General features: G+C 56.7%; 21 protein-coding genes. 15 read left to right on the top strand and 6 right to left on the bottom strand.

Annotated elements, in window-relative coordinates; translation table 11 throughout:
* Positions 1-150: 150 nt before the first annotated feature.
* The 4 genes from QEN58_RS19075 (at position 151) to QEN58_RS19060 (ending at position 3,611) form a co-directional block, all read left to right on the top strand.
* Positions 151-1,494, top strand: coding sequence for a type II toxin-antitoxin system HipA family toxin (locus QEN58_RS19075; RefSeq protein ID WP_280105155.1), 1,344 nt, complete (start codon positions 151-153; stop codon positions 1,492-1,494).
* A gap of 16 nt (positions 1,495-1,510) precedes the next feature.
* Positions 1,511-1,831, top strand: coding sequence for a helix-turn-helix transcriptional regulator (locus tag QEN58_RS19070; protein ID WP_280105154.1), 321 nt, complete (start codon positions 1,511-1,513; stop codon positions 1,829-1,831).
* 159 nt (positions 1,832-1,990) lie between these two features.
* Positions 1,991-3,202, top strand: a complete 1,212-nt coding sequence (locus QEN58_RS19065; protein WP_280105153.1) for an MFS transporter — start codon at positions 1,991-1,993, stop codon at positions 3,200-3,202.
* Positions 3,203-3,359: 157 nt separating this feature from the next.
* Complete coding sequence (locus QEN58_RS19060; protein ID WP_280105152.1) at positions 3,360-3,611, top strand: hypothetical protein; 252 nt, start codon at positions 3,360-3,362, stop codon at positions 3,609-3,611.
* Positions 3,612-3,626: 15 nt separating this feature from the next.
* Here QEN58_RS19060 and QEN58_RS19055 read toward each other — a convergent pair whose 3' ends face one another.
* The gene (locus QEN58_RS19055; protein ID WP_280105151.1) at positions 3,627-4,322 is read right to left on the bottom strand and encodes an extensin-like domain-containing protein; all 696 of its coding nucleotides are present in this window, start codon (positions 4,320-4,322) and stop codon (positions 3,627-3,629) included.
* Between the two features lie 149 nt (positions 4,323-4,471).
* Between QEN58_RS19055 and gmk the strand changes: the two genes are divergently transcribed.
* From gmk to QEN58_RS19035, 4 genes are all read left to right on the top strand, one after another.
* Complete coding sequence (gene gmk, locus QEN58_RS19050) at positions 4,472-5,104, top strand: guanylate kinase (RefSeq protein ID WP_280105150.1); 633 nt, start codon at positions 4,472-4,474, stop codon at positions 5,102-5,104.
* A 95-nt stretch (positions 5,105-5,199) separates the two neighbouring features.
* Positions 5,200-5,457 (top strand): DNA-directed RNA polymerase subunit omega, encoded by a 258-nt coding sequence (rpoZ, locus tag QEN58_RS19045; RefSeq protein WP_007112267.1) that lies wholly within the window; start codon positions 5,200-5,202, stop codon positions 5,455-5,457.
* A 32-nt stretch (positions 5,458-5,489) separates the two neighbouring features.
* On the top strand, positions 5,490-7,634 hold the full coding sequence (locus QEN58_RS19040; RefSeq protein WP_280105149.1) for a RelA/SpoT family protein: 2,145 nt from the start codon (positions 5,490-5,492) through the stop codon (positions 7,632-7,634).
* 98 nt (positions 7,635-7,732) lie between these two features.
* Positions 7,733-8,122, top strand: a complete 390-nt coding sequence (locus tag QEN58_RS19035) for a RidA family protein (RefSeq protein WP_022521094.1) — start codon at positions 7,733-7,735, stop codon at positions 8,120-8,122.
* Here QEN58_RS19035 and QEN58_RS19030 read toward each other — a convergent pair.
* A complete protein-coding gene (locus tag QEN58_RS19030) occupies positions 8,119-9,000 on the bottom strand; it encodes an SDR family oxidoreductase (protein WP_280105148.1) in 882 nt (293 codons plus the stop codon). The genes QEN58_RS19035 and QEN58_RS19030 overlap by 4 nt on opposite strands.
* A 216-nt stretch (positions 9,001-9,216) precedes the next feature.
* On the opposite strand from QEN58_RS19030, the gene QEN58_RS19025 reads away from it, so the two are divergent.
* The gene (locus tag QEN58_RS19025) at positions 9,217-10,146 is read left to right on the top strand and encodes a hydrogen peroxide-inducible genes activator (RefSeq protein ID WP_280105147.1); all 930 of its coding nucleotides are present in this window, start codon (positions 9,217-9,219) and stop codon (positions 10,144-10,146) included.
* The gene (gene recG, locus QEN58_RS19020; RefSeq protein ID WP_280105146.1) at positions 10,143-12,218 is read left to right on the top strand and encodes an ATP-dependent DNA helicase RecG; all 2,076 of its coding nucleotides are present in this window, start codon (positions 10,143-10,145) and stop codon (positions 12,216-12,218) included. The genes QEN58_RS19025 and recG overlap by 4 nt, the downstream gene beginning before the upstream one ends.
* On the opposite strand, the gene yccS is transcribed toward recG, so the two are convergent.
* Entirely contained in the window at positions 12,215-14,425 is a 2,211-nt protein-coding gene (gene yccS, locus QEN58_RS19015; RefSeq protein ID WP_280105145.1) for a YccS family putative transporter, read from the bottom strand. The genes recG and yccS overlap by 4 nt on opposite strands.
* Positions 14,426-14,597: 172 nt before the next feature.
* Between yccS and QEN58_RS19010 the strand changes: the two genes are divergently transcribed.
* The 5 genes from QEN58_RS19010 to QEN58_RS18990 all read left to right on the top strand — a co-directional run bounded on the left by QEN58_RS19010 (position 14,598) and on the right by QEN58_RS18990 (position 19,647).
* A complete protein-coding gene (locus QEN58_RS19010; protein WP_223288301.1) occupies positions 14,598-15,416 on the top strand; it encodes a DUF3100 domain-containing protein in 819 nt (272 codons plus the stop codon).
* A complete protein-coding gene (locus QEN58_RS19005) occupies positions 15,403-15,897 on the top strand; it encodes a hypothetical protein (RefSeq protein ID WP_280105144.1) in 495 nt (164 codons plus the stop codon). The genes QEN58_RS19010 and QEN58_RS19005 overlap by 14 nt, the downstream gene beginning before the upstream one ends.
* A gap of 10 nt (positions 15,898-15,907) precedes the next feature.
* Positions 15,908-17,065: a M20 aminoacylase family protein gene (locus QEN58_RS19000; protein WP_280105143.1), complete on the top strand. Its 1,158-nt coding sequence runs from the start codon at positions 15,908-15,910 to the stop codon at positions 17,063-17,065.
* A 144-nt stretch (positions 17,066-17,209) separates the two neighbouring features.
* A complete protein-coding gene (locus QEN58_RS18995) occupies positions 17,210-18,100 on the top strand; it encodes an NAD(P)-dependent oxidoreductase (RefSeq protein WP_280105142.1) in 891 nt (296 codons plus the stop codon).
* The gene (locus QEN58_RS18990) at positions 18,097-19,647 is read left to right on the top strand and encodes an aldehyde dehydrogenase family protein (RefSeq protein WP_280105141.1); all 1,551 of its coding nucleotides are present in this window, start codon (positions 18,097-18,099) and stop codon (positions 19,645-19,647) included. The genes QEN58_RS18995 and QEN58_RS18990 overlap by 4 nt, the downstream gene beginning before the upstream one ends.
* Here QEN58_RS18990 and QEN58_RS18985 read toward each other — a convergent pair.
* The 3 genes from QEN58_RS18985 to QEN58_RS18975 all read right to left on the bottom strand — a co-directional run bounded on the left by QEN58_RS18985 (position 19,626) and on the right by QEN58_RS18975 (position 21,280).
* Positions 19,626-20,573, bottom strand: a complete 948-nt coding sequence (locus QEN58_RS18985) for a LysR family transcriptional regulator (RefSeq protein WP_280105140.1) — start codon at positions 20,571-20,573, stop codon at positions 19,626-19,628. The genes QEN58_RS18990 and QEN58_RS18985 overlap by 22 nt on opposite strands.
* A 78-nt stretch (positions 20,574-20,651) precedes the next feature.
* On the bottom strand, positions 20,652-21,008 hold the full coding sequence (locus tag QEN58_RS18980; protein WP_280105139.1) for a hypothetical protein: 357 nt from the start codon (positions 21,006-21,008) through the stop codon (positions 20,652-20,654).
* Positions 21,008-21,280: an HU family DNA-binding protein gene (locus QEN58_RS18975; RefSeq protein ID WP_064232353.1), complete on the bottom strand. Its 273-nt coding sequence runs from the start codon at positions 21,278-21,280 to the stop codon at positions 21,008-21,010. Before QEN58_RS18975 ends, QEN58_RS18980 begins: the two co-directional genes overlap by 1 nt.
* Positions 21,281-21,312 lie beyond the last annotated feature (32 nt).

The following is a 21,312-nucleotide window of genomic DNA, read 5'->3' as shown; positions in this document are numbered from 1 at the left end:
ACTACTCCTGGCTATAAATGAGTATTTTATTGCTCATTAATTGGGGTTTTATCTATTTATGAGTATTAAAATGCACATTATCTTGCTGTGAGCTAGACTATTGAGCATTAAACTACTCAATTATTAACTGCTCAATGAAGGTGGCCCACGTTGCTAACCATCCAGGCATTTCATCATGGCCAGTGGCACGATGCCGCCGAGCTGGTGATTGAGCACCCAGAGAAAGGTCGCCGAGGGCCTGCTCGTTTGGGGTATATCACTGACTATGCGCTTGAGTGGCTGGATCGTGATGACGAGCATGCCTGTAGCCTGCGTTTACCTATTGAACTCATGAACACTCATCAGTCGTCAGGCTGGTTCGCATTTCTAGACGATATCATGCCTTCCGGGGCGAGCCGCCGTTACTGGGTCACGCAGTTGGGGATATCGGCGCTTACCGAGGCTGAACAGGATTACGCCTTATTGGCTAAAGGGACGATTGCACCGGTTGGCAATTTGCGCATCAAAGAGGCCCTTCCCGAGCGTCCAGCAGGCAGCACGCTTGAGCAGCAGCGTTTTGCCTTACGTGATGTTGTGGATCGAGATAGTGATTTTCTCGCCTATGCACAGCAGATGGGTGCCGCTGGGGGCGGCGCGACCGGGGCAGGTGGCGAAGCGCCGAAGCTATTGCTGCGCTGTACGCCTAATGATCAGGTTTGGATCGATACCTATCAGGATGACGTGACAAATACTGACCAGCACTATCTGGTGAAATTTCCTCGCGGACAGCGCACCGAGCTTGATAACAACATCCTTCGCGCGGAGTACCATTTCTATCATGAACTGGCGTCACTCGGCGTGGCGACCATCGACACGCAAGGAACGCGGTTAATAGAAGGTGAGCGCTACCCATCGCTCTGGTTGCCCCGCTTTGATGTTGATTACCCCGCAGGGACGCGAACGCTGTATGGGTTGGAGTCGGTTTATTCCGTAATGGAGCGTCAGCCGGGAAGTTTTTTAAACCATTTTGCCGTGATTGAGACACTGGTTGGCCTGTTGAGCCAGCAATACCGTGTTTGTGAGTCAGGAGGTCATTTTGATACGGCGCGTTTCGTGAGCGAGTGGGTGAAACGCGATCTGCTTAATGTCGCTTTTGCTAATAGCGATAACCATGGCCGCAATACGGCGTTGTTGAAAACGCCTCAGGGCATCTGGCTAGCGCCCGTCTATGACTTCGCACCGATGAAGGCTGATTCAGAAGGCATTATCCGTACCACCACCTGGGGAGCACCGTTTGAAGAGGGGCGTGAATTTAACTGGGTGGCTATTGCAGCGCACTTAAATGCCTATGTGCCACCTGAGCAGTTGATGACAGAGCTAAAAGCGCTAGGTAATCAATTAGTCGGCCTAAAAGAGCGGCTAGCGGCCCGGGGCGTACCAGAAACGTTATTGGCGTCAAAAGCAGTAGGGTTTGATTATCTGGACGATAAGCTGCATCGCTGGGGGCTGGTATGAAGCGCAAAGAGCTTTTATGAAACGCAAAGATCTCTCTAGCATTGAGCGCGAGGCGCTACTGATGGAACTACTGACCCGGCTATTGCGTGAGGAGATCAGCTCAGGGCAGGTGCTGCGTCAACTACGCCGCGATGTGTTGGGAATGTCGCAGACACAATATGCCGAGCTGGTGGGCATCAGCCGTCGCTCCTTGTCTGATTTGGAAGCCGACAAAGCAAGCCCTACATTGGCACTGCTTAACCAAGTATTACGCCCGTTAGGGCTGCAAACGGGATTGGTGCCGCGTAACCGTGGGCTGCGTGAACGCTTACTGACTGTGGATAAATCGAGCACTTGATAGCAAAACATCTCGCCCAGGTGCTTCCTGAACCTCGGGTTCCTGTATTGAGTTCGCCCGCTAACTTTTTAAACATAGCTTGTTTCTACTTTCGTCTAATCCTGCGATCATTTAGCGCTAATCGAGATACCAACAGGGCGGTATCCCAAGGAGTTAAGTATGCAGGATTCGATACCATCGTCGTCTCAAGGGCTGGCGCGTAACCCGCGTTTGGCCGAGTTTGTGTTGGCGCTGGGCGGCTTTGGGATTGGCACCAGTGAGTTCGTCATTATGGGCTTGATGAACCGCGTGGCGGGTGATTTAGCCGTAACCGTGCCGCAAGTGGGTTACGCAATCAGCAGCTACGCGCTGGGCGTGGTAGTCGGCGCGCCGCTGATTTCCGCGTTAGCCGCGCGGGTGCCGAGGCGGCCACTGTTGATCATTTTGATGCTGGTGTTTGCGGTGGGCAATATTGCCAGCGCCATGGCACCGGGATTCTGGTCATTTGTGGGTCTGCGTTTTCTGGCTGGCTTACCGCATGGGGCCTATTTTGGCATCGCGGCGCTGGTAGCGGCGGGGGCGGTGCCGGTAGACCAACGAGCGCGGGCAATTTCGCGGGTAATGCTGGGCTTAACCGTGGCAATTTTGATTGGTGCGCCGCTGGGTACCTGGACGGGTAACCTGTTGGGCTGGCAGATCGCCTTTGCGGGTGTCGGCGGCATTGCGCTGCTCACTGCCCTGTTGATTCGGTTTTACGTACCAGTGCAGCCCGTCGATACCCAGGCGAGCCCTGTGCGTGAGCTGTCAGCGTTGCTTAAACAGCGGGTGTTGGTCACCCTGGCGCTTGCCTGCATCGGCTGTGGGGGCATGTTCGCCATTTTTAGCTATGTCATGCCGACATTAACCCAGCAGGCGGGCATGAGCGAAGCGCTGGGGCCGCTGGTGCTGGTGATCTTCGGCCTGGGCTCCATTGCCGGCAATTTAATCGGCGGGCGCATGGCGGATAAAAACCTGATGCGCGCAATACCCACCATCCTGCTGTGGTGCGGTGTGATTCAGGGGCTGTTTTACTTTGCGGCAAATAACGTTTGGACGGGGCTGCTGTTTGTTGGTCTGGTGGGCACTAGCATGGCGCTGGCGCCTTCTTTACAGACTCGCTTGATGGACGTAGCAGAGGATGCCCAAACCATGGCCGCCTCTTTGAACCACGCGGCCTTTAACGGTGCCAATGCCTTAGGGGCGTGGCTAGCAGGGCTGGCAATCAGTGCGGGCTTTAGCTGGTCGAGCACGGGCTTGGTCGGGGCGGGTTTGGCACTCTGCGGCTTGGTGATTTTTGCCGCTGGGCGCTGGCTGGAAAAGCGTACCTATGGCGTCGTAGCCCAGCGTGCATAGCTTTGCCTGACGTTGCATAGTAATTGATCAGTTAACTAGATATTGACCCGTTACTAGATATTGACCAATTGCCTAGTTATCGAACAGTGATAATTAATATGGCTAAAAAGTTGAATTTTCTCTAATGTGTAAGAGCAGAAACCATAAGGAGATGACCATGCAAATTCAGGTATTGAATTCGACACGTATAATTACCCTCTTCGCAGTGGTGGCGTTAACCATTGGTTTGGCGGGTTGCGGCACCACTACCGGGGAGCGTGCCTCTAGCGGCGCCGGTGTGGGTGCGGCCATTGGTGCGGGGGCCGCAGCCGTAACGGGTGGCAGCGTCGTTCAAGGTGCAGTTATCGGCGGTGGCGTTGGCGCTGCGACCGGTGCCGCAACGGATGAAGATGACATCAACCTCGAATAAGTAGTGGTTGATCCATTAGCGACACAGCCTAAATCCGCGCATGCCCATATGAAAGTGATCGGCATGCGCGGCGTTATAATCGGGGCCTAGTACATTTCCGAAAGTATCGCAGGCGCCATCACGGGCAGCGCGTAAAAACTCACCCTCCTCGCCTTTATCATCCCAGTCATTGATCAGCGTGATGCGCTGACCGTTCTCAAATTGAAATCCCACCACATCCAGCGCTTCGGCGGTGGCGTGTTCGCTGCGCCTGCCCGTTTCGCGGCCATAAACATTACGGCAGGCAAAGCTACCCACATGATTAACCTGGCTCACCCGGCTGCCCATAATCTCCTCGGCAGCAGGCTGTAACGCGTGGCGTTCATACATAACCCACGCCAGCGCCATGGGACAGGACGCCACGAAGCTCCGATTGAACACGACATCGCTTGACTGGATGCGCACGATATTGGTGAGCGGGCAGCTAGCTGTCGGGGCGTAATCGGCTAATGGCGTGTAGCGCAGCTCGCTTTCGGGCGCCGTGTCTAGTGCCGCTAAACAGGCGGCGCGGTCATCCGCCAAGCGGCTTAGCTTGAGTTGCGTGACCGGCGTAATGGGGTCGTCAATATGCAGCGGTGCCCAAGGCGCCCAGTGGCGAGGAATCTCTATAAGGCCTTTTTGCAGGGCTACGCCGAGTGCAATCAAGACTAAAATAAACAGCGTACTGCGCATGCCTACCTCCCTGTATGTCACCGCCGACGCTACAGTCGTCGCGCTGGGTGTGCGATACTGCGCAGCCTTATTGCTCTGCTGCAGTCGCTCTACTTGTGTTTACTACGTTTTCCGCTACTTATTTTCGCTAACTGAAGGGAAAGTACTTCATGTCCCAAGGTACGCTGTTTATCGTTTCTGCCCCCTCAGGTGCTGGCAAGACTAGCTTGGTGCGCGAGCTAATCGAAAGCCTGGATGGGATTCAAGTGTCGGTGTCGCATACTACGCGTGCCAAGCGCGAGGGTGAGGTGAATAGCGTCAATTATCATTTCACCGATGTGGCCGAGTTTGAAGCGATGATCGCGCGGGGGGAGTTCTTTGAGTATGCCAAAGTATTTGATAATTACTACGGCACCTCGCGCCAAGCAGTAGAGGTATTGCTGGCAGCGGGGCAGGACGTCATTCTGGAAATCGACTGGCAGGGTGCTCAGCAGGTTCGTGAACAAATGCCTGATGCGGTGTCGATTTTTATTCTACCGCCCTCCCGCGAGGAGTTGGAGCGACGCCTTGCTAGCCGCGGCACCGACGAGCATGCGGTGATTGCCCGACGCATGCGCGATGCGGTGAGTGAAATGTCTCATTACCACGAATATGATTACCTCGTTATTAATGATGACTTCACCACGGCGCTGCAGGAGTTACAATCATTGGTGATCAGCCGTCGCTTAAGCCGCCCGGTAATGAGTGAGCGCCACGCGCCGCTGTTGGCTGCGCTCTTGTCACAGGCGCCTACGGTCGAGTAATCTATTCGGTTCTACATCTTTTTTTCGCTGGGTCGACGCCGTTTTTCAACTCTAAAACGGTGTCGGCCCGGTTCCGTCATAACAGGAAGGCTCCCATGGCTCGCGTAACCGTTGAAGATTGTCTTGAAAATGTTGAAAACCGTTTCAAGCTGGTGATGATTTCCACCCAGCGTGCTCGTCAGCTGGCGCGCGGCTCCCGCGATGCCCTGCTGCCCTGGGAAAACGACAAGCCTACGGTGATGGCGCTGCGTGAAATTGCCGCAGGCCTGGTCGATCACACCGTACTAGACGAACCCGTTGAAGCCGCTGTCCGTCCGCGCCCGGCTATGGCGCCTACTCATATCGACGACTAACGTTTTCAACGAAACCGATAGAGGCGCGGTAGATGTTCACCATTGATGACCTGGCCGACCGACTTGGCGGCTACTTACCCTCGGATGAAATCCAGCAGGTCAAACGCGCCTTTTACTACGCTGAGCAGGCCCACGATGGCCAGCGGCGGCGTTCCGGCGAGCCTTATGTCACCCACCCGCTCGCGGTGGCGAATATTCTTGCCAATATGCACATGGATCATCAAAGCTTGATGGCTGCCATGCTGCACGACGTTATCGAAGACACCGGGGTTTCCAAAAAGGCCCTTGAGGCTCAGTTTGGCAAACCGGTAGCAGAACTGGTGGACGGGGTATCCAAACTTACCCAAATCACCTTTGAAGACAAAGCCGTCGCCCAGGCGGAGAATTTCCAGAAGATGGTGTTGGCGATGTCGCGGGATATTCGCGTCATCATCGTCAAGCTGGCGGATCGGCTGCATAACATGCGTACGTTGGGTGCTTTAAGACCTGATAAGAAGCGTCGCATTGCTCGTGAAACCCTGGAAATTTATGCGCGCATTGCCGGGCGATTGGGTATCAACACTATTCGCGTTGAGCTTGAGGATCTTTCCTTTCAAGCGATCCACCCGATGCGCGCCGAGCGCATTAAGCGTGCGGTGGCTAAAGCGCGTGGCCATCGGCGCAGCGCGATGCGCGAAATTCAGTCCTCGCTGCAAAAAAGCCTGGATGAAGATAGCCTGAACGGCACGGTGATTGGGCGTCAAAAGCACCTTCTGTCGATCTACAAAAAGATGCGCGACCAGCGTAAGCCTTTTGCTGAAATCATGGATGTCTTCGGGTTTCGCATCATTACCGAAGACGTTGCCAGCTGTTATCGCATTTTAGGCGTGGTGCATAACCTCTATAAGCCGGTGCCCGGGCGTTTTAAAGACTATATTGCGATTCCCAAGGCCAACGGCTACCAGAGTTTGCATACTACGCTGTTTGGCTCCCGCGGGATGCCCATTGAGGTGCAGATACGCACCCGTGAAATGGAAGCCATGGCCAATAATGGCATTGCCGCTCACTGGCTTTATAAGGCGGGTCAGACGTCGCATCCGATTGCCGAAGGCAGCCACGCTCGCGCGCGCGCCTGGGTTAAAAGTTTGCTGGAAATGCAGCGCCACGCAGGCGATTCGTTAGAGTTTATCGAACACGTTAAAAACGATCTTTTCCCCGACGATATCTACGTTTTCACGCCTAAAGGCGATATCATGGAGCTGCCGCAAGGCGCGACTGTGATCGACTTCGCTTACACCGTGCACACGGACATCGGCAATAATTGCATCGCTTGCCGGATTGATCGGCATTTGGCGCCACTTTCGACGCGCTTAGAGAGCGGCCAGACGCTGGAAATTATCACTGCCCCCGGTGCGCGCCCGAATCTTGCCTGGCTTAATTTTGTCACCACCGCCAAGGCGCGTTCGGCAATCCGCCACGCGCTTAAATATCAGCAGCAGACCGAAGCGGTCATGCTGGGCCGTCGATTACTCAATAAGGCGCTGGCGCCGTTCGATACCAGCCTGGAAGAGCTGGATGAGAGCGCTCTTAAGCGTGCCTTCAAAGAGTTGGATGTCTCTTCTGAGGAGTCGCTGTTGGAGTCGCTAGGGCTGGGCAACCGCATGACGCACGTGGTGGCACGTCGCTTAGTCGCTGCGGCGCATGGCGATACTTATGAACACTCAGCGGGCGGGGAAGGCAACCAGGCCGTCCTGATCAGCGGCAGCGAGGGCATGGTGATTAACTTTGCTCGCTGCTGCCATCCGCTGCCGGGCGACCCTGTGGTGGGCCACCTTTCCACAGGCAAAGGTTTGGTGGTGCATCGCGCTGAGTGTAAAAACGTTATTGATAAGAACTTCGCCGATAAAAACGACCCCGATAAGCTCTTCGCATTGGAGTGGTCGGACACCATTGATGAAGACTTCCCGGTCGCGCTACGTATCGAAATTGAGAGCCGTCGCGGGTTGGTCGCAGAGCTTGCCGGGCTGGTTACCGATGCCGATGCCAACATTGAGCGGATTGGCATCGAAGAGCGCGATGCCCGCCTTTCCACCGTCAATCTGACCCTATCGGTGAAAGGCCGGGTGCACTTGGCGCGGATTATCAAACGTATTCGTAATCTTCCCAACGTCGGCAAAATTACCCGACTCGCTAATTAACACCTTATATAACGATATGCTGATAAAAAATCGGCAGCGATTACTATTTTTTAGTTTCAAATAATTAAGTATTACCCATTACAGGAGCGAAACCTCGCATGAGCAATAAAGCTGTTATTAACACCAGCAAAGCCCCCGCTGCTATTGGCCCATACTCCCAGGCCATTAAAGCGGGTAACACGGTGTATCTTTCCGGTCAGATCCCGCTGGATCCCGCGACCATGGCGATTGTGTCTGAGGATTTTGAAGCTCAGGCGCGCCAAGTCTTCACCAACCTGCAGGCTGTGTGTGAAGAAGCGGCGGGTTCGCTAAGCGATATTGTGAAGCTGAATCTGTACTTGGTGGACTTGGATAACTTTGCGATTGTTAACCAAGTCATGGAGGAGTTCTTTACCGCGCCTTTCCCCGCCCGCGCCGCCGTTGGTGTGAAAGCGCTGCCCAAAGGCAGCCAAGTGGAAGCGGAAGCGGTGATGGTCATCGGTGACTAGGCTTTATTTAGTTCTAAAAAGCCGCCCTCTTTAAGTACCTGGGCATAACCCTCGCGGTAGCTGGGGAAGCGGAACTGATAGCCAGTGTCAATAATGCGCTGGTTATCGCAGCGTTTGCTGGCCCGACGGCGGAGTGGGGACTGCATGGTCTCGGTGGCTTCTACTTTTAACTGCTCGGCCAACCACATCATCACGTTATGCATGGTGACCGGTTCGCAGTCACTACCCAGGTAGATATCCGCCAGCGTCTCACCGCTCTCCTGATAGCGAATCAGGTGCGCGATAATGCCTGTGCAGTCGTCGCGGTGGATACGGTTGGAGTAAATTACTGGGGTGATCGCAGCCACGCGGCCTTCAGCCACCTGATGAATCAGCCGATCACGGCCTGGACCGTAAATACCTGAAAAGCGAATGACGGTGCCGGGCAGGGGGTGATTGATCAACGCCTGTTCGGCTTCGCACATCAGCGTGCCAGAGAAGCTCGAGGGGTCGGTGGGGCTCTCTTCGTTAACGACTTCGCCCTCCTGCTGGCCATGCACACTGGTCGAAGAGACGAAGAACACCCGACGCGGCGGCGTTTTGTGCTGTTCCATCACACTCAGCACGCGCTTTAAGCCCTCTGGGTAGGCGCTCTGATAGGCGCTCTCTTCGAAACGGTCAGCGCTGACGGTATAAACCACATAGTCGGCTTGGGGGAGGCTTTTGGCATCAGCGTCCTCAAGGCTATCAAGGTCTAACGCTAGCGGTTTAATGCCGGTGTCTTTTAAGGCTTCCACGTTGCGGCGCAGGCCAATCACCTGATGTCCTTCCTCGAGCAGTTCGCGCCCGAGGTTGATCCCTATATCGCCACAGCCGATAATCAGTACGGTTAGCTTCACCGTGCTCACTCCTCTTGATTAATATTCCCTATTAGATGCAAAGTCTCTATCAACGATTACAGTGAACCGTGGCATTGTCGGGTGAGAAGGCCGACGGCAGAGCTTGCTTGTCCTTTTCCATCCCGTTGACCGTCATGATGCTAGGTCTTGCACACACCCTATGTTCATACAAATCCTAGTCACGAGCTGCTACGAGAGGATGCCATTGGCACCGCTATGACTTTAACAGAACTTCGCTACATCGTAACCCTTGCCCAGGAGCGTCACTTTGGCCGCGCAGCTGAACGCTGCCACGTTTCGCAGCCGACGCTCTCGGTGGCGGTGAAAAAGCTGGAAGAAGAGCTCGAAACAGCGCTATTCGAGCGTTCCAAGTCCACCGTACAGGTTACCCCCCTGGGTGAAAAAATCGTCGCCCAGGCGCAGCGTGTGCTGGAGCAAAGCAGCCTGATTTTTGAGCTTGCCAGTGCGGGTAAAGATCAGTTGGCCAACCCGCTACGCATTGGGGCGATTTACACCATTGGGCCCTACCTGTTTCCGCATCTGGTGCCTGCTCTGGCGAACGCGGCACCGCAGATGCCGCTGTATATTGAAGAGGGTATGACCGGTACGCTGCGCGCCAAGCTTAGAAGCGGCGAGCTGGATGTGATTATTGTGGCGTTGCCGTTTACCGAAACCGATGTGGTGACCAAGCCAATCTACGATGAAGCCTTTGAAGTACTCTTTCCCGCCAATCATCCATGGGTTGAGCGGAAGGCGATCAACAAAGAGGACTTACTCGAAGAGCGCCTGCTGCTGCTTGGCGAAGGTCACTGCTTCCGGGACCAGATTCTGGAAGCCTGCCCGGCGATTACCCAAAAGCTCAACAGCCCCAACAATACGCTGATTGCCGAGGGCGGGTCGCTGGAAACTATTCGCCATATGGTGGCCTCTCGATTGGGAATCACAGTGCTGCCGCAGTCGGCCCTGGGCACCGACCAGTATGAAAATGCCATGCTGGTCAGTCGGCCCTTCGTTGATCCAGCGCCGTCGCGCACCGTGGCGATCGCCTGGCGGGCGAGCTTTCCCCGGCCCAAAGCCATCGAGGCGCTGATTCAGGCGATCAGCCACTGTCGTCAACCTGCCCAAGCCGTGAAAAGCGCCCCATGAGCGATCTTTCCGCGCCGATTACCGCGCTGAAGGGCGTAGGCGAAGCGTTGGCGATGAAACTTGGCCGCTTGGGAATCGAGCGGGTGAGCGACCTGCTGTTTCACCTGCCGCTGCGCTATCAGGATCGCACGCGGCTGACGCCTATTGGCCTGCTGCGTGCGGGGCAGGAGGCGGTGATTGAGGGCGAAGTGACCGCCTGCGACGTGGTCAAAGGGCGCCGCCGCAGCCTGCTGGTACGCCTGCGCGATGCCAGCGGTATTTTGAGCCTGCGCTTTTTTCACTTCTCGCCAGCCCAGCAACAGCAATTGCGCCCCGGCGCCACGGTGCGGGCGTTTGGTGAAGCGCGGGCCGGTGCGACCGGTTTAGAGATCTACCACCCCGAGTATCGACTGAGTGGCAGTGAAACCCCGGTAGAGGAGTACTTCACGCCTATTTACCCCACTACCGAAGGCTTGAACCAGCCGCGGCTACGCGCCCTGGCACAGCAGGCGCTCGGTTTACTGGACAGCGCCCCTGAAGCCTTGCCCGACGTGATACCCGATGCGCTTCTCACGCGTTTTCAACTGCCAGGCCTACACGCCAGCCTACACTTACTGCACCAGCCGCCACCCGATGTGAATATAGAGCAGTTGACCAGCGGCCAGCACCCGGCCACGCGGCGGCTGGCGCTGGAAGAGCTGCTCGCTCACCAACTAAGCCTGCGCGAGGTGCGCCTGCGTATTCAGGCGGATGGCGCGCCGACGCTTCCCTCCGGACGCAGCCTGCAGGCGCGCTTTCTGTCCCAGCTACCATTTGCCTTAACCGGTGCCCAACGGCGGGTACTCGACGAGATCGGCCATGACTTGAGTCGTCCTGCGCCGATGCTGCGCTTGATCCAGGGCGATGTGGGATCGGGTAAAACCGTTGTCGCCGCCATGGCCGCGCTGTGCGCCCTGGCAGGTAACTGTCAGGCAGCGATCATGGCGCCGACCGAGATCCTCGCTGAGCAGCATTACCGCTCGTTTAAAGCCTGGTTTGAGCCGCTGGGTATCGAAGTGGCGTGGCTGGCGGGCAAGCTTAAAGGCAAAGCGCGGCTGGATGCCAAGGCAGCCATTGCCGACGGCCGCGCGCGTATGGTGGTGGGCACCCACGCGCTGTTTCAAGACGACGTGCACTTTGAGTGTTTAGGGCTGGCGATTATTGACGAGCAGCACCGCTTTGGCGTGCATCAACGCCTGGCGTTGCGCGAGAAAGGCGAAGCGGGCGGGCTTACCCCGCACCAACTGATCATGACTGCCACACCGATTCCCCGCACCCTGGCCATGAGCGCCTACGCGGATCTGGATGTCTCGGTGATTGACGAGCTACCCCCTGGTCGTACACCGGTAAAAACCGTGGTAGTGCCCGACGAACGCCGTCCGGAGGTAGTTGAACGCATTCGGCTGGCCTGCAGTGAAGGTCGTCAGGCGTACTGGGTGTGCACGCTGATCGATGAATCAGAGGTGTTGCAGTGCCAGGCCGCCGAGGTCACCCGCGACGAGCTAACCGTAGCGTTGCCCGAGCTGGCGGTGGGCTTGGTTCACGGGCGGATGAAGTCGAGTGAGAAAGCCGAGGTGATGACCGCCTTCAAAGCGGGTGAACTGGATCTGCTGGTAGCCACCACGGTGATCGAGGTGGGGGTGGATGTACCCAACGCCAGCCTGATGATTATCGAGAACCCCGAGCGCCTGGGACTTTCCCAGCTGCACCAACTGCGCGGCCGGGTAGGGCGCGGCAGCACGGAAAGCTTCTGTGTGCTGCTCTATCATCCACCACTGTCGAAAAGCTCCCGCCAGCGTTTGGCGGTGATGCGCGAAACCACTGACGGCTTCCGCATCGCCGAGAAAGACCTGGAGATCCGCGGCCCCGGCGAAGTCCTCGGTACCCGCCAAACCGGCCTTGCGCAGATGAAAATTGCCGACCTGGAGCGCGATGCCGACCTTCTGGAACGAGTCAGCGCCATGGCCCAAACGCTGCAGGGCAACCCCGACGTCACCGCTGTGTTGGTGCGCCGCTGGCTGGGCGAAGCGGCAGGGCGCTATGGGCAGGTTTAAGCAGTTGAATTGGGAGTGCTCAGTGTCTGCTCCTCGCTCCCCTCCAATCGATTAGCGGCCTCGCCCAGCGGGGCGAGCTGCTCGGTAATAAGGCGCAATTGGCTTTGGATAGGACGGTAGAGCGTGACCCCTTTTTCATCTGCTGATAGCGCACTTTTCTCTTCTAGCTGGGCTAATAACTCGGCAGCTTGATCCGCGAGTGGTTCAACCGGCTGGCGCTGGTTTAATCGCTCGGCAATCTGTCCCAGCAGCTCACCAATACGCTTTGCTACCGGCACTAGCGTGGCGTCATCTTCATCGTCTGCCAACTGGTGGCGATGGGCGCCCAGTGCAGAGAGATGACTGAGTAGCGTATTGGAGAGCACTAAAAAGCGCAGCCCGTTGTCCGCGTCCTGTTTTCGGTAGTGTCCCGGTTCATGGAGCATATTGGTGAGCAGGGTGGAGAGCGCTGCATCGGCGTTATGGGCATTGCGGCGCGCTAGGCGATAGGCCAAATCATCCTGTTTGCCCTCCTCGTACTGGTGGATAATCTCCTCCAGGTAGTGGCGGTGGTTATTGAGCGCGTTGGCAGCTTCGCGATAAAGCCTGCGCCCCTGCCAGTCGGGCAGAATGAAAAATACCGCTAAGCCTGCGATCAGCGAGCCGATCAAGGTATCGAACAGGCGCGGTAATATCAGGTTAAAGCCATCGCCTACCTGGTTGAAACTGCAGAGCACCAGCAGCGTGATGGAGGCGGTGGCGATCACATAGTGCTTTTCGCGGTTGGCGAAGAACGACACCCCTGCGGCCACGGCGATCATGCTCTGCACCAGCGGGTGCGGAAAGAGACTGATCGATGCCCAGCCCACGGTTAGGCCCAATACCGTGCCCATAATCCGTTGGGACAAAAATCGTCGCGTCGTCGCAAAGTTGGGACGGCAGACAAACAGCGTGGTCAGCAGAATCCAAAAGCCCTGCTCGGGGTCGATCCACTGCATTAGCCCGTAACCGGTCATTAGGGCAATGGAGAGCCGCACCGCATGGCGAAAAGTGGGAGAGCCAAGGGTGAAATTCAGGCGCACCCGCTTCCATGCTTCCAGTAAACTTGACGGCGAGCGGTCATATAGCGAACTGTCGCGTCGCTCATCGCTGACGCCGGGGTTGTGGGCGCTGGCGAGCTGGTTTTCCAGGGTAGCCAGGTTGTCGGCTAATGCGCTTAGGGGATACAGCAGCGGGCGCCACTCGGGCTTACCTCGGCCGCGCAGGTTCTCAATCGAGGCATGTAAGTCGGCTAGGGCTTCTTCGCTCTGCTGGTGGTCAAATGGGCGATTGAGCAGCAGCGATTTGGCTAGCTGACGGCAGGCGCGCCCCTGTTGATCCAGCAGCCGCTGACAGCGAAACAGCACATCATGGTGGAAAAAGGCTTTGCTGAGCGCGCTATAGGGGTAGTGAGTGGAGCTGGCGCGTTCATGAATATCCTGGGCGATAAAGTAGATGCGTAGGTAGCGGTTGAGCTTTTGGTCGCCGCGCTGGCCCTCTAAGCGCCGGAAAATCATCTCTTTGGCTTGATTGAGCGCAGCGACAACTTTGCCGTTCTGGCGCGCTAAAGCCACACGACGCGCTTCCACGTCTACACCGCGCACCGGTTCAAACAGCGCCGATTTCAATATCAGAAACTCGCCTAGTGCCTTGTAAACCCGCGCCATGCTCTGCTTGACCGGCTGGCGTGAAAAAAGGGCGCACCACACCACCGAAATTAGCCCGTACCACACCGCTCCAGCCAATAGCAGCAGCTGGCGCGCCGCCACGTCTTCATCCACCCCGCCGTGCTGCTCGATGTTGATCATCGAGTAGATCGAGAGTATTAGCGTGCCTGAAGCGATGGTGGCGTAACGCTGACCGATAGCGCCGAGCATTATCAGGGTAAAGGTCGAAAGCCCTAGCCCCACAACAAACAGCCACGGCCAGGGAAACAGCCACTGCACAATAAATGACGCCGAGGTAAAACACACCAGCGTTACCAGCAGTGCTTGGAAACGGCCTTGCCAACTGTCATCGGTTTCAGACAGCGCACAGGCGATAATGCCCAGAAACAGCGGAATGACCAGCGCCACATCGCCCATTAAGCCGCTGAACAGCAGCGCACCGCTGAACGCTATAAAAACGCGCAGGCTGTAGGCGAATTTATCGAGAGTCCAAAGGCGCCGTAGCGGCAAAGATATGGGCATAAAGGCTCTTATAGGTGGTTATTAGACTTTAGTATAAATGTGTAGGCGTTGGATGTCGCTACCTCTGCGCTCAACGGTTGGGTGTTCTAAAAATTAGCGCACTAAAGCCCTATGATTGAAACAGTAACCTTTCGATACTCGGAGTGACTCTAAAAAAAACAGGGACACTCCTATGGATCTCAAGCTACTGCTGGACTGGCGTCTTCACCTAACGGTGATCGTGACGTCAATGTTTGCCGAGTGGGTCGGCATCGTACGTATCCCCCTCGGGCCTGGAACGCTGCTGTTATTACCGCTGCTCTATGCTTTTATCATTGGCGTACTGTTCAATCCTCATCTTTTCTCGGCAATGGGCAAGGTCATCCCCAAGCCGGTCAGCAATGCGGCTGGCCCGATCATCCTGATCGCTATTTTGCCGTTTATTGCCAAGTTTGGCTCCACCATTGGCCCCGCCATTGAGCAAATTATCGCCGCCGGCCCTGCGCTGATTCTCCAGGAATTGGGCAATCTGGGCACCATGCTGATCGCGCTGCCCTTTGCGGTATTAGTGCTCAAAATGGGCCGTGAAGCGATTGGTGCTACCTACTCTATCGCCCGTGAACCCAATATTGCCATCATTTCAGACCGTTACGGGCTAAGAAGCCCTGAAGGTATCGGTATTATGGGCGTTTACGTAGTGGGCACCATGTTCGGCACGCTCTACTTCGCCTTAATGGCGGGCTATATCGCCTCGTTGGATATTCTCGATATTCGTGCTCTGGCCATGGCCTGTGGGGTGGGCAGTGGCAGTATGGTGGCGGCGTGTTCGGCTGCGTTGGCCGAAGCGGTTCCGGCGTCTAAAGATGAGCTACTCGCCTTTGCCGGGGCCAGCAACCTGCTTACCTACGCCACCGGTTTGTATATCTCGCTATTTATCGCGCTACCGGTCACCGAGTGGATGTACAAGCGCTTAAACGGCTCGCGCCAGGAGATTAGCCATGAAAACTCATGAGAGCACGGTCGATCAGTTTGATGCCGAAGCGCTGAAAGAGCTACGCCCGGAAAACCAACTCGGTAAAACGGCTTTAGTGCTGGCAGCCGTATGTATCGCCGCTTGGTTTAGCAATATCGTTAACGGTTCGCCTTTATTAGATGCGCTACCCGGCATGCTGATTCTGTATGTCATGGTCATTATCGGCTTGGTGGTTGGGCGGTTTTGCCCTTTTTACCTTCCCAGCGTGGCCTGGGTGTCGCTGATCAGTATTATCGCGACGCTGCCGTTCTTCCCGGGTAATGGGTGGATAATCGCACGGCTGGCTGAAGTGGATTTTCTGGCAGTGGTCACGCCGGTACTGGCCTACGCAGGGCTGGCGCTTACCGGGCGTGAGTTTGCCATGTTCAAGCAAACTGGCTGGAAGCTTGTGATTGTGGCCCTGCTGGTCTTTACCGGTACCTTTATTGGCTCTGCCGTTGTCGCCCATGTGATGCTTTAAGGATAAGACGATGACTGCTTCAGTAGACTTACCGGATAACGCAGAACTAAAAGCGTGGCGCCATGATTTTCACCAGCATCCGGAAACGGCGTTTGAAGAGCACCGCACCAGCGCCCGCATTGCCGAGCTGCTGACTGAGTGGGGCTTTGAGGTAACCACCGGGATTGCCGGCACGGGTGTGGTAGCCGCTCTGGATGGTCAACAGGGTGAAGGTAAAACCATCGGCCTGCGGGCCGATATCGACGCTCTGGATATTCGTGAAGAGACTGCGCTTGCCTACGCGTCGCAAACGCCGGGCAAGATGCATGCCTGTGGCCACGATGGCCACACAACGATGTTATTGGGTGCTGCCTGGGCGTTAAAGCAGCAACCGGATTTCAAAGGCCGTGTGGTGTTCATCTTTCAACCCGCTGAAGAGAACGCAGGCGGCGGGCGGGTGATGGTTGAAGAGGGTCTGTTTGAGCGCTTTCCCATGGACGCCGTGTACGGCCTGCATAACTGGCCAGGCCTACCCGTAGGCGTTGCCGCGGTGCACGATACCGACGTCATGGCCGCCTTCGACATCTTTAGCCTGACGCTGACGGGCAAGGGCTGCCATGCGGCGATGCCCCATTTAGGTACTGATACGGTGTTGGCGAGCTGCCAACTGATCAGCCAGCTGCAAGGGCTGGTGAGCCGCGAAACGCCACCGGACAAATCAGCCGTGCTGAGTATTACCAGCATTAATGCGGGGGATACCTTCAACGTGATTCCTGAACAGGTGGCGCTTCGCGGCACGCTGCGCTGTTTTGATATGGCGCATAAAGAGCACTTAGAGGCACGCTTTAAGCAGGCGATTGCCAGCTTGGCGGAGTTTCACGGCTTAACCGTTGATCTGGATTACCAGCGCTGCTATCCCGCTACTATCAATACCCCTGAACACGCCCAGCAATGCGCCTCGGTGCTGGAAAGCTTACTCGGCAGCGACAACATGATTCGCAACCCACCCCCGAGTATGGCGTCTGAGGATTTCTCGTTCCTGCTGGCCGAGCGCCCAGGTGCCTATATCTGGATGGGCAATGGCGAGGAATCCGCTTCGCTGCATAACCCCCGTTATGACTTTAACGATGCCTTGCTGCCGCTGGGTGCACGCTACTGGGTGGAGCTGGTTAGGGCGCTTCTCGTCTAAATCGTCACCTGTTTCTTAACAACAATTTCTTAACAACAAGCGTTATTCGCTCCCCGATGCCCACTGGGTAGGGGAGCGTCTACGCCAAAATCAACACCGAACACGGCGCCTCGTTACCCAAAAAGCGCTGTAGGGAGTTTTAGGATGTCTTTAACCATTACCGTTATCGGGCTGGGGCAGATGGGCGGCAATATGGCGCTCACTCTCAAAGCAGCAGGGTTTGAAGTAGCGGGTAGCGATGTGTTTGAGCAGGCACGGTCGCGTCTTGCTGCTCAAGGATTAACCGTTGTGGCTCCCGAAGAATTACCCGCTAGCGACGTTTACCTGCTGTCGTTGCCCACCTCCGCCCATGTGCGCGAGGTGATCGAGCAATCCCCAGGCTTACTCGCCCTTGCGCCGAAAGGTAGCGTGATTGTCGATACCTCCACCAGTGACCCTGCCGTGACGCGTGAACTGGCTGAAAAAGTAATTGCTGCGGGCCTTCTATGGTTGGATGCCCCCGTCAGCGGCGGCCCGAAAGGCGCTGCCAGCGGCAAGCTGGGTATGCTGTTGGGAGGCGATGAACACACTATCGAACGGGTATCGCCGATGCTGGAAGCGATGTCGGCCAAGCGCACCCATGTGGGCGGCCCGGGCAGCGGCCATGTGGTCAAGCTTGCCAATAACTACCTGTGTGCCGCGCACTTGTTAACTACTGCCGAAGCCGTTGCTATGGCAGCTAAGGCGGGCGTTGACCCCGCCGCCTGCTTGGCGGGCCTTAACAGTGGTTCGGGCCGCAGCGCGGTCAGCGAGGTGAACTTCCCCGAGTGGATACTGAGCGAGCGTTTCGATTCAGGCTTTACCACCGGTTTGATGCGTAAAGACCTGCGCTTAGCACGGGATGCGGCTGAGCAACTGGGTATCCCCTCGCCGCTCTTGCAGGCGGTGGTCGATGCCTGGCACGCGAACCCCGAACAACCAAGCGATAGCGATGATTTTAACCATATCACTACACCGATATTAGCGCGTGCCAGCCAGGCGGAGGAGCAGTCATGAACGCACTTAGCCAACATGCTCAAGATCACCTTGCCACGCTCCTCGAAGGTTTTGGATTAACGGCCACCACGCTGTTGAGCAACTGGATTGATGGCGGTTTAGTGGCGGGAGAGGGGGAAGTAATCACCCTGACCAATCCGGCCACCGGCGAAACGCTGGTGAGCTATCGCGATGCGGGTGCCGCGCTGATTGGGCGTGCCACCCAAGCCGCTGAGCGTGGGCAGCGCGAATGGATGGCGCTAACCGCCAGCGAGCGTGGACGGCGCATGAACGCCGCTATACGCGGCCTGGAGGGCCATGAAGAGGCGCTGGCTCAACTGGAAAGTGTGGTGGCCGGTAAGCCGATTCGTGACTGTCGGGCTGAAGTAGGCAAAGTGCGCGAGATGTTCGAGTACTACGCGGGTTGGTGCGATAAGCAGCATGGCGAAGTGATTCCGGTACCTACTTCGCACCTTAACTATGTGCGCCATGTGCCTTACGGCGTGGTGGGGCAAATTACCCCCTGGAACGCGCCAATGTTCACCTGCGCCTGGCAGCTGGCCCCGGCTATAGCAGCGGGCAATGGGGTAGTGCTGAAGCCTTCCGAACTGACGCCCTTCTCCTCGGTGGTGATTGCCAAGTTACTGGAAAGCGGCGGGCTACCTAAGGGACTGATCAATATCGTCAACGGGCTGGGAAAAACGACCGGCGCAGCGCTGACCGACCACCCCACCATCAGCAAGCTGGTATTCGTGGGCTCTCCCCAGAGTGGCCGCATGATTGCTGAAGCGGGCGCGCGGAGGCTGGTGCCCAGCGTGTTAGAGCTGGGGGGCAAATCGGCCAATATCGTCTTTGCTGATGCCAAGCTGGATGAAGCCGTCGCGGGGGCCCAGGCGGCCATTTTTGCCGCCGCTGGCCAGAGCTGTGTGGCGGGCTCACGGCTGCTAATCGAGCGCTCGGTGTTTGAGCAGGTCACCAGCCGTTTGGCACGGGCCGCGGAGCAGATTGCGGTGGGGTTACCCAGCGATGAAGCGACGCGCATGGGGCCACTACAGAATCGCCGCCAATTTGAGCAGGCCACCCGCATGATTGAGGCCGCCGAAGCGGCAGGCGCGAGAGTATTAACGGGCGGCAAACGTCCCGAAGGACTGCCAGACGAGGCCCACGGCTATTTTATCGCCCCGACCGTGCTGGTCGATGTCACGCCGGATATGGAGATCGCTCAGCAAGAGGTGTTCGGCCCAGTGCTGGTGGCGATGGCCTTCGACACTGAAAATGAGGCCATTCAACTTGCCAACGAGACCCGCTTTGGCTTGGCTGGCGCCGTTTGGAGTCAGGACGTGGCGCGGGCGCATCGCGTCGCCGGGCAACTGCGAGCGGGCACGGTGTGGATCAATAGCTATAAGGCGATCAGCGTGATGTCGCCGTTTGGTGGCTTTGGCGATAGCGGCTTTGGGCGCTCTAGCGGTTTGGATGGCCTGCGCGAATACACGGTGCCGCAAAGCGTCTGGGTGGAAACCGCCCCTGAAGCCAGCGTGGCATTTGGTTACGGCAGTGGCGTGGGTTGATCGCTTAGCACTGAGCCTGGGGCGCGAAACGCCTGCATCCAGCGCTGCAAGTGGCGTAGCAGCAGAACGCTGGCCTTGGGCTGTTGGCGGCCTACCCGCGTGACCATGTGGGCTTGGGAGCGCTGAAAAAGCGGATTATCGACCGGGCTCGCCACTAACGTGCCGAGCTCTAAATCGTGGGCGACGGCAAAGGCGGGCAGTAGGGTAATGCCCATGCCGCTACGCACATACTGAGCCAGAATCACCATGGAGTTGGTATTCATTGCCATGCGTGGGGCTATGCGCGACTGCTGAAAGGCTTGGTCAACCATTTGACGTACCCCATGGGTAGTGTCCCACATGGCCATGGGCTGATCGCTAAGCTGGGTAAGCGTGAGCGGTGATGTTTGGCTGGTTAAGGGGTGGTCGGGCGGTAAAATGGCCATTAGCGGCTGAGGCGTCGATGCCCAGAAGCGTAGCTGGGGGTGGGTTCGCTCATGGAACATTAAGCCGATATGAGTATGATCGTCGACAATGGCTTCAATAATGCCCGAGGTGCCTGCGGTATGGATATCGAGCTGAATACCCGCATAGCGTTGGGTAAATTCATGCAGCGGGGATGCTACTAAGTCACTGACAAACCCTTCACCGACGGTAAGCGAGATCTTGCCGGTTTCCATGCGTTGGTAGGATTCAAGTGACGCAATAAAGCCTTCATCAAGTGCGCCGCGACGTTCGCAGTATTCAAGCAGCATTTCGCCTACCGGAGTAGGCGAAATGCCGTCGCGCTGACGCTCCATCAGGGTGGCTCCCAAGGCTTCTTCCAGCAAAGCAATTTGCCGGCTTACTGCCGAGGGAGCGATATCCAAGCGCGCCGCTGCGCGGCGCACTGAGCCAGACTCAAGGGTAACGCGGAAGTAAACAAGGCGTTGATGAGGTATGTCCATCGATAGCTTTTATACCTCTACCTTGTTTAGCCTAAATTTATTTAAACTAAGCCGCTACCCTATGCTGATCGTAAGCCGCTACAAATATTTGAGTAGTTTTTGCAGCTTATTCATATCGGCGGAATCACCCACTAAGCGCACGTCGCCGTTCATCATGCCGTCGAGAAAGGCCTGCTGGGTTGGCTTTTTGAGCACTTTCAAGGCGGTATCCTGATCACGGAAGCGTAACTCAAGATCTAAGTCCACGGGCAGCCCTTTGCCGGTACTGACACTTTTCGGCGTCATCCGGTAGTGGCGGGCAATACTTAGATCTTCCGTGGCAATCCCCCAGTCCAGGCCGCGCATGCGCTCTAACTGTTCACGAAAGCGCGGTTTGCGGCGCAGGGCACGTTTGAGCAGTATGCCCAGCAGCCACAGCGTCAGCTTGAGCTTCATTAGGAAACGGCGTCCTTGAGTCCTTTGCCTGGCTTAAAGGCAACGTTTTTGCTAGCCGGAATCTGCAGCGGGGCACCGGTTTGCGGATTTTTGCCGGTACGCGCTGCGCGCTCACGTACCGTGAAGGTACCGAAACCAATCAGCGCGACATCTTCGCCCTTGGCACAACTGTTGGTGATCTCATCCAGAATGACGTTCAGCACCTGGCCAGCTTTATCTTTGGACAGGTCGGCACTTTCAGCGATGGCTGCTGCGAGTTCAGGTTTGCGCATAAGGAATCTCCCCTTTTTAAAAGAAATCAAAC

The organism is Halomonas alkaliantarctica (assembly GCF_029854215.1).
In the GTDB taxonomy this organism is placed as follows: domain Bacteria; phylum Pseudomonadota; class Gammaproteobacteria; order Pseudomonadales; family Halomonadaceae; genus Vreelandella; species Vreelandella alkaliantarctica_A.
The sequence above is the reverse complement of the archived record's forward strand: the minus strand, read 5'-3'. Positions and strand labels throughout refer to the sequence as shown.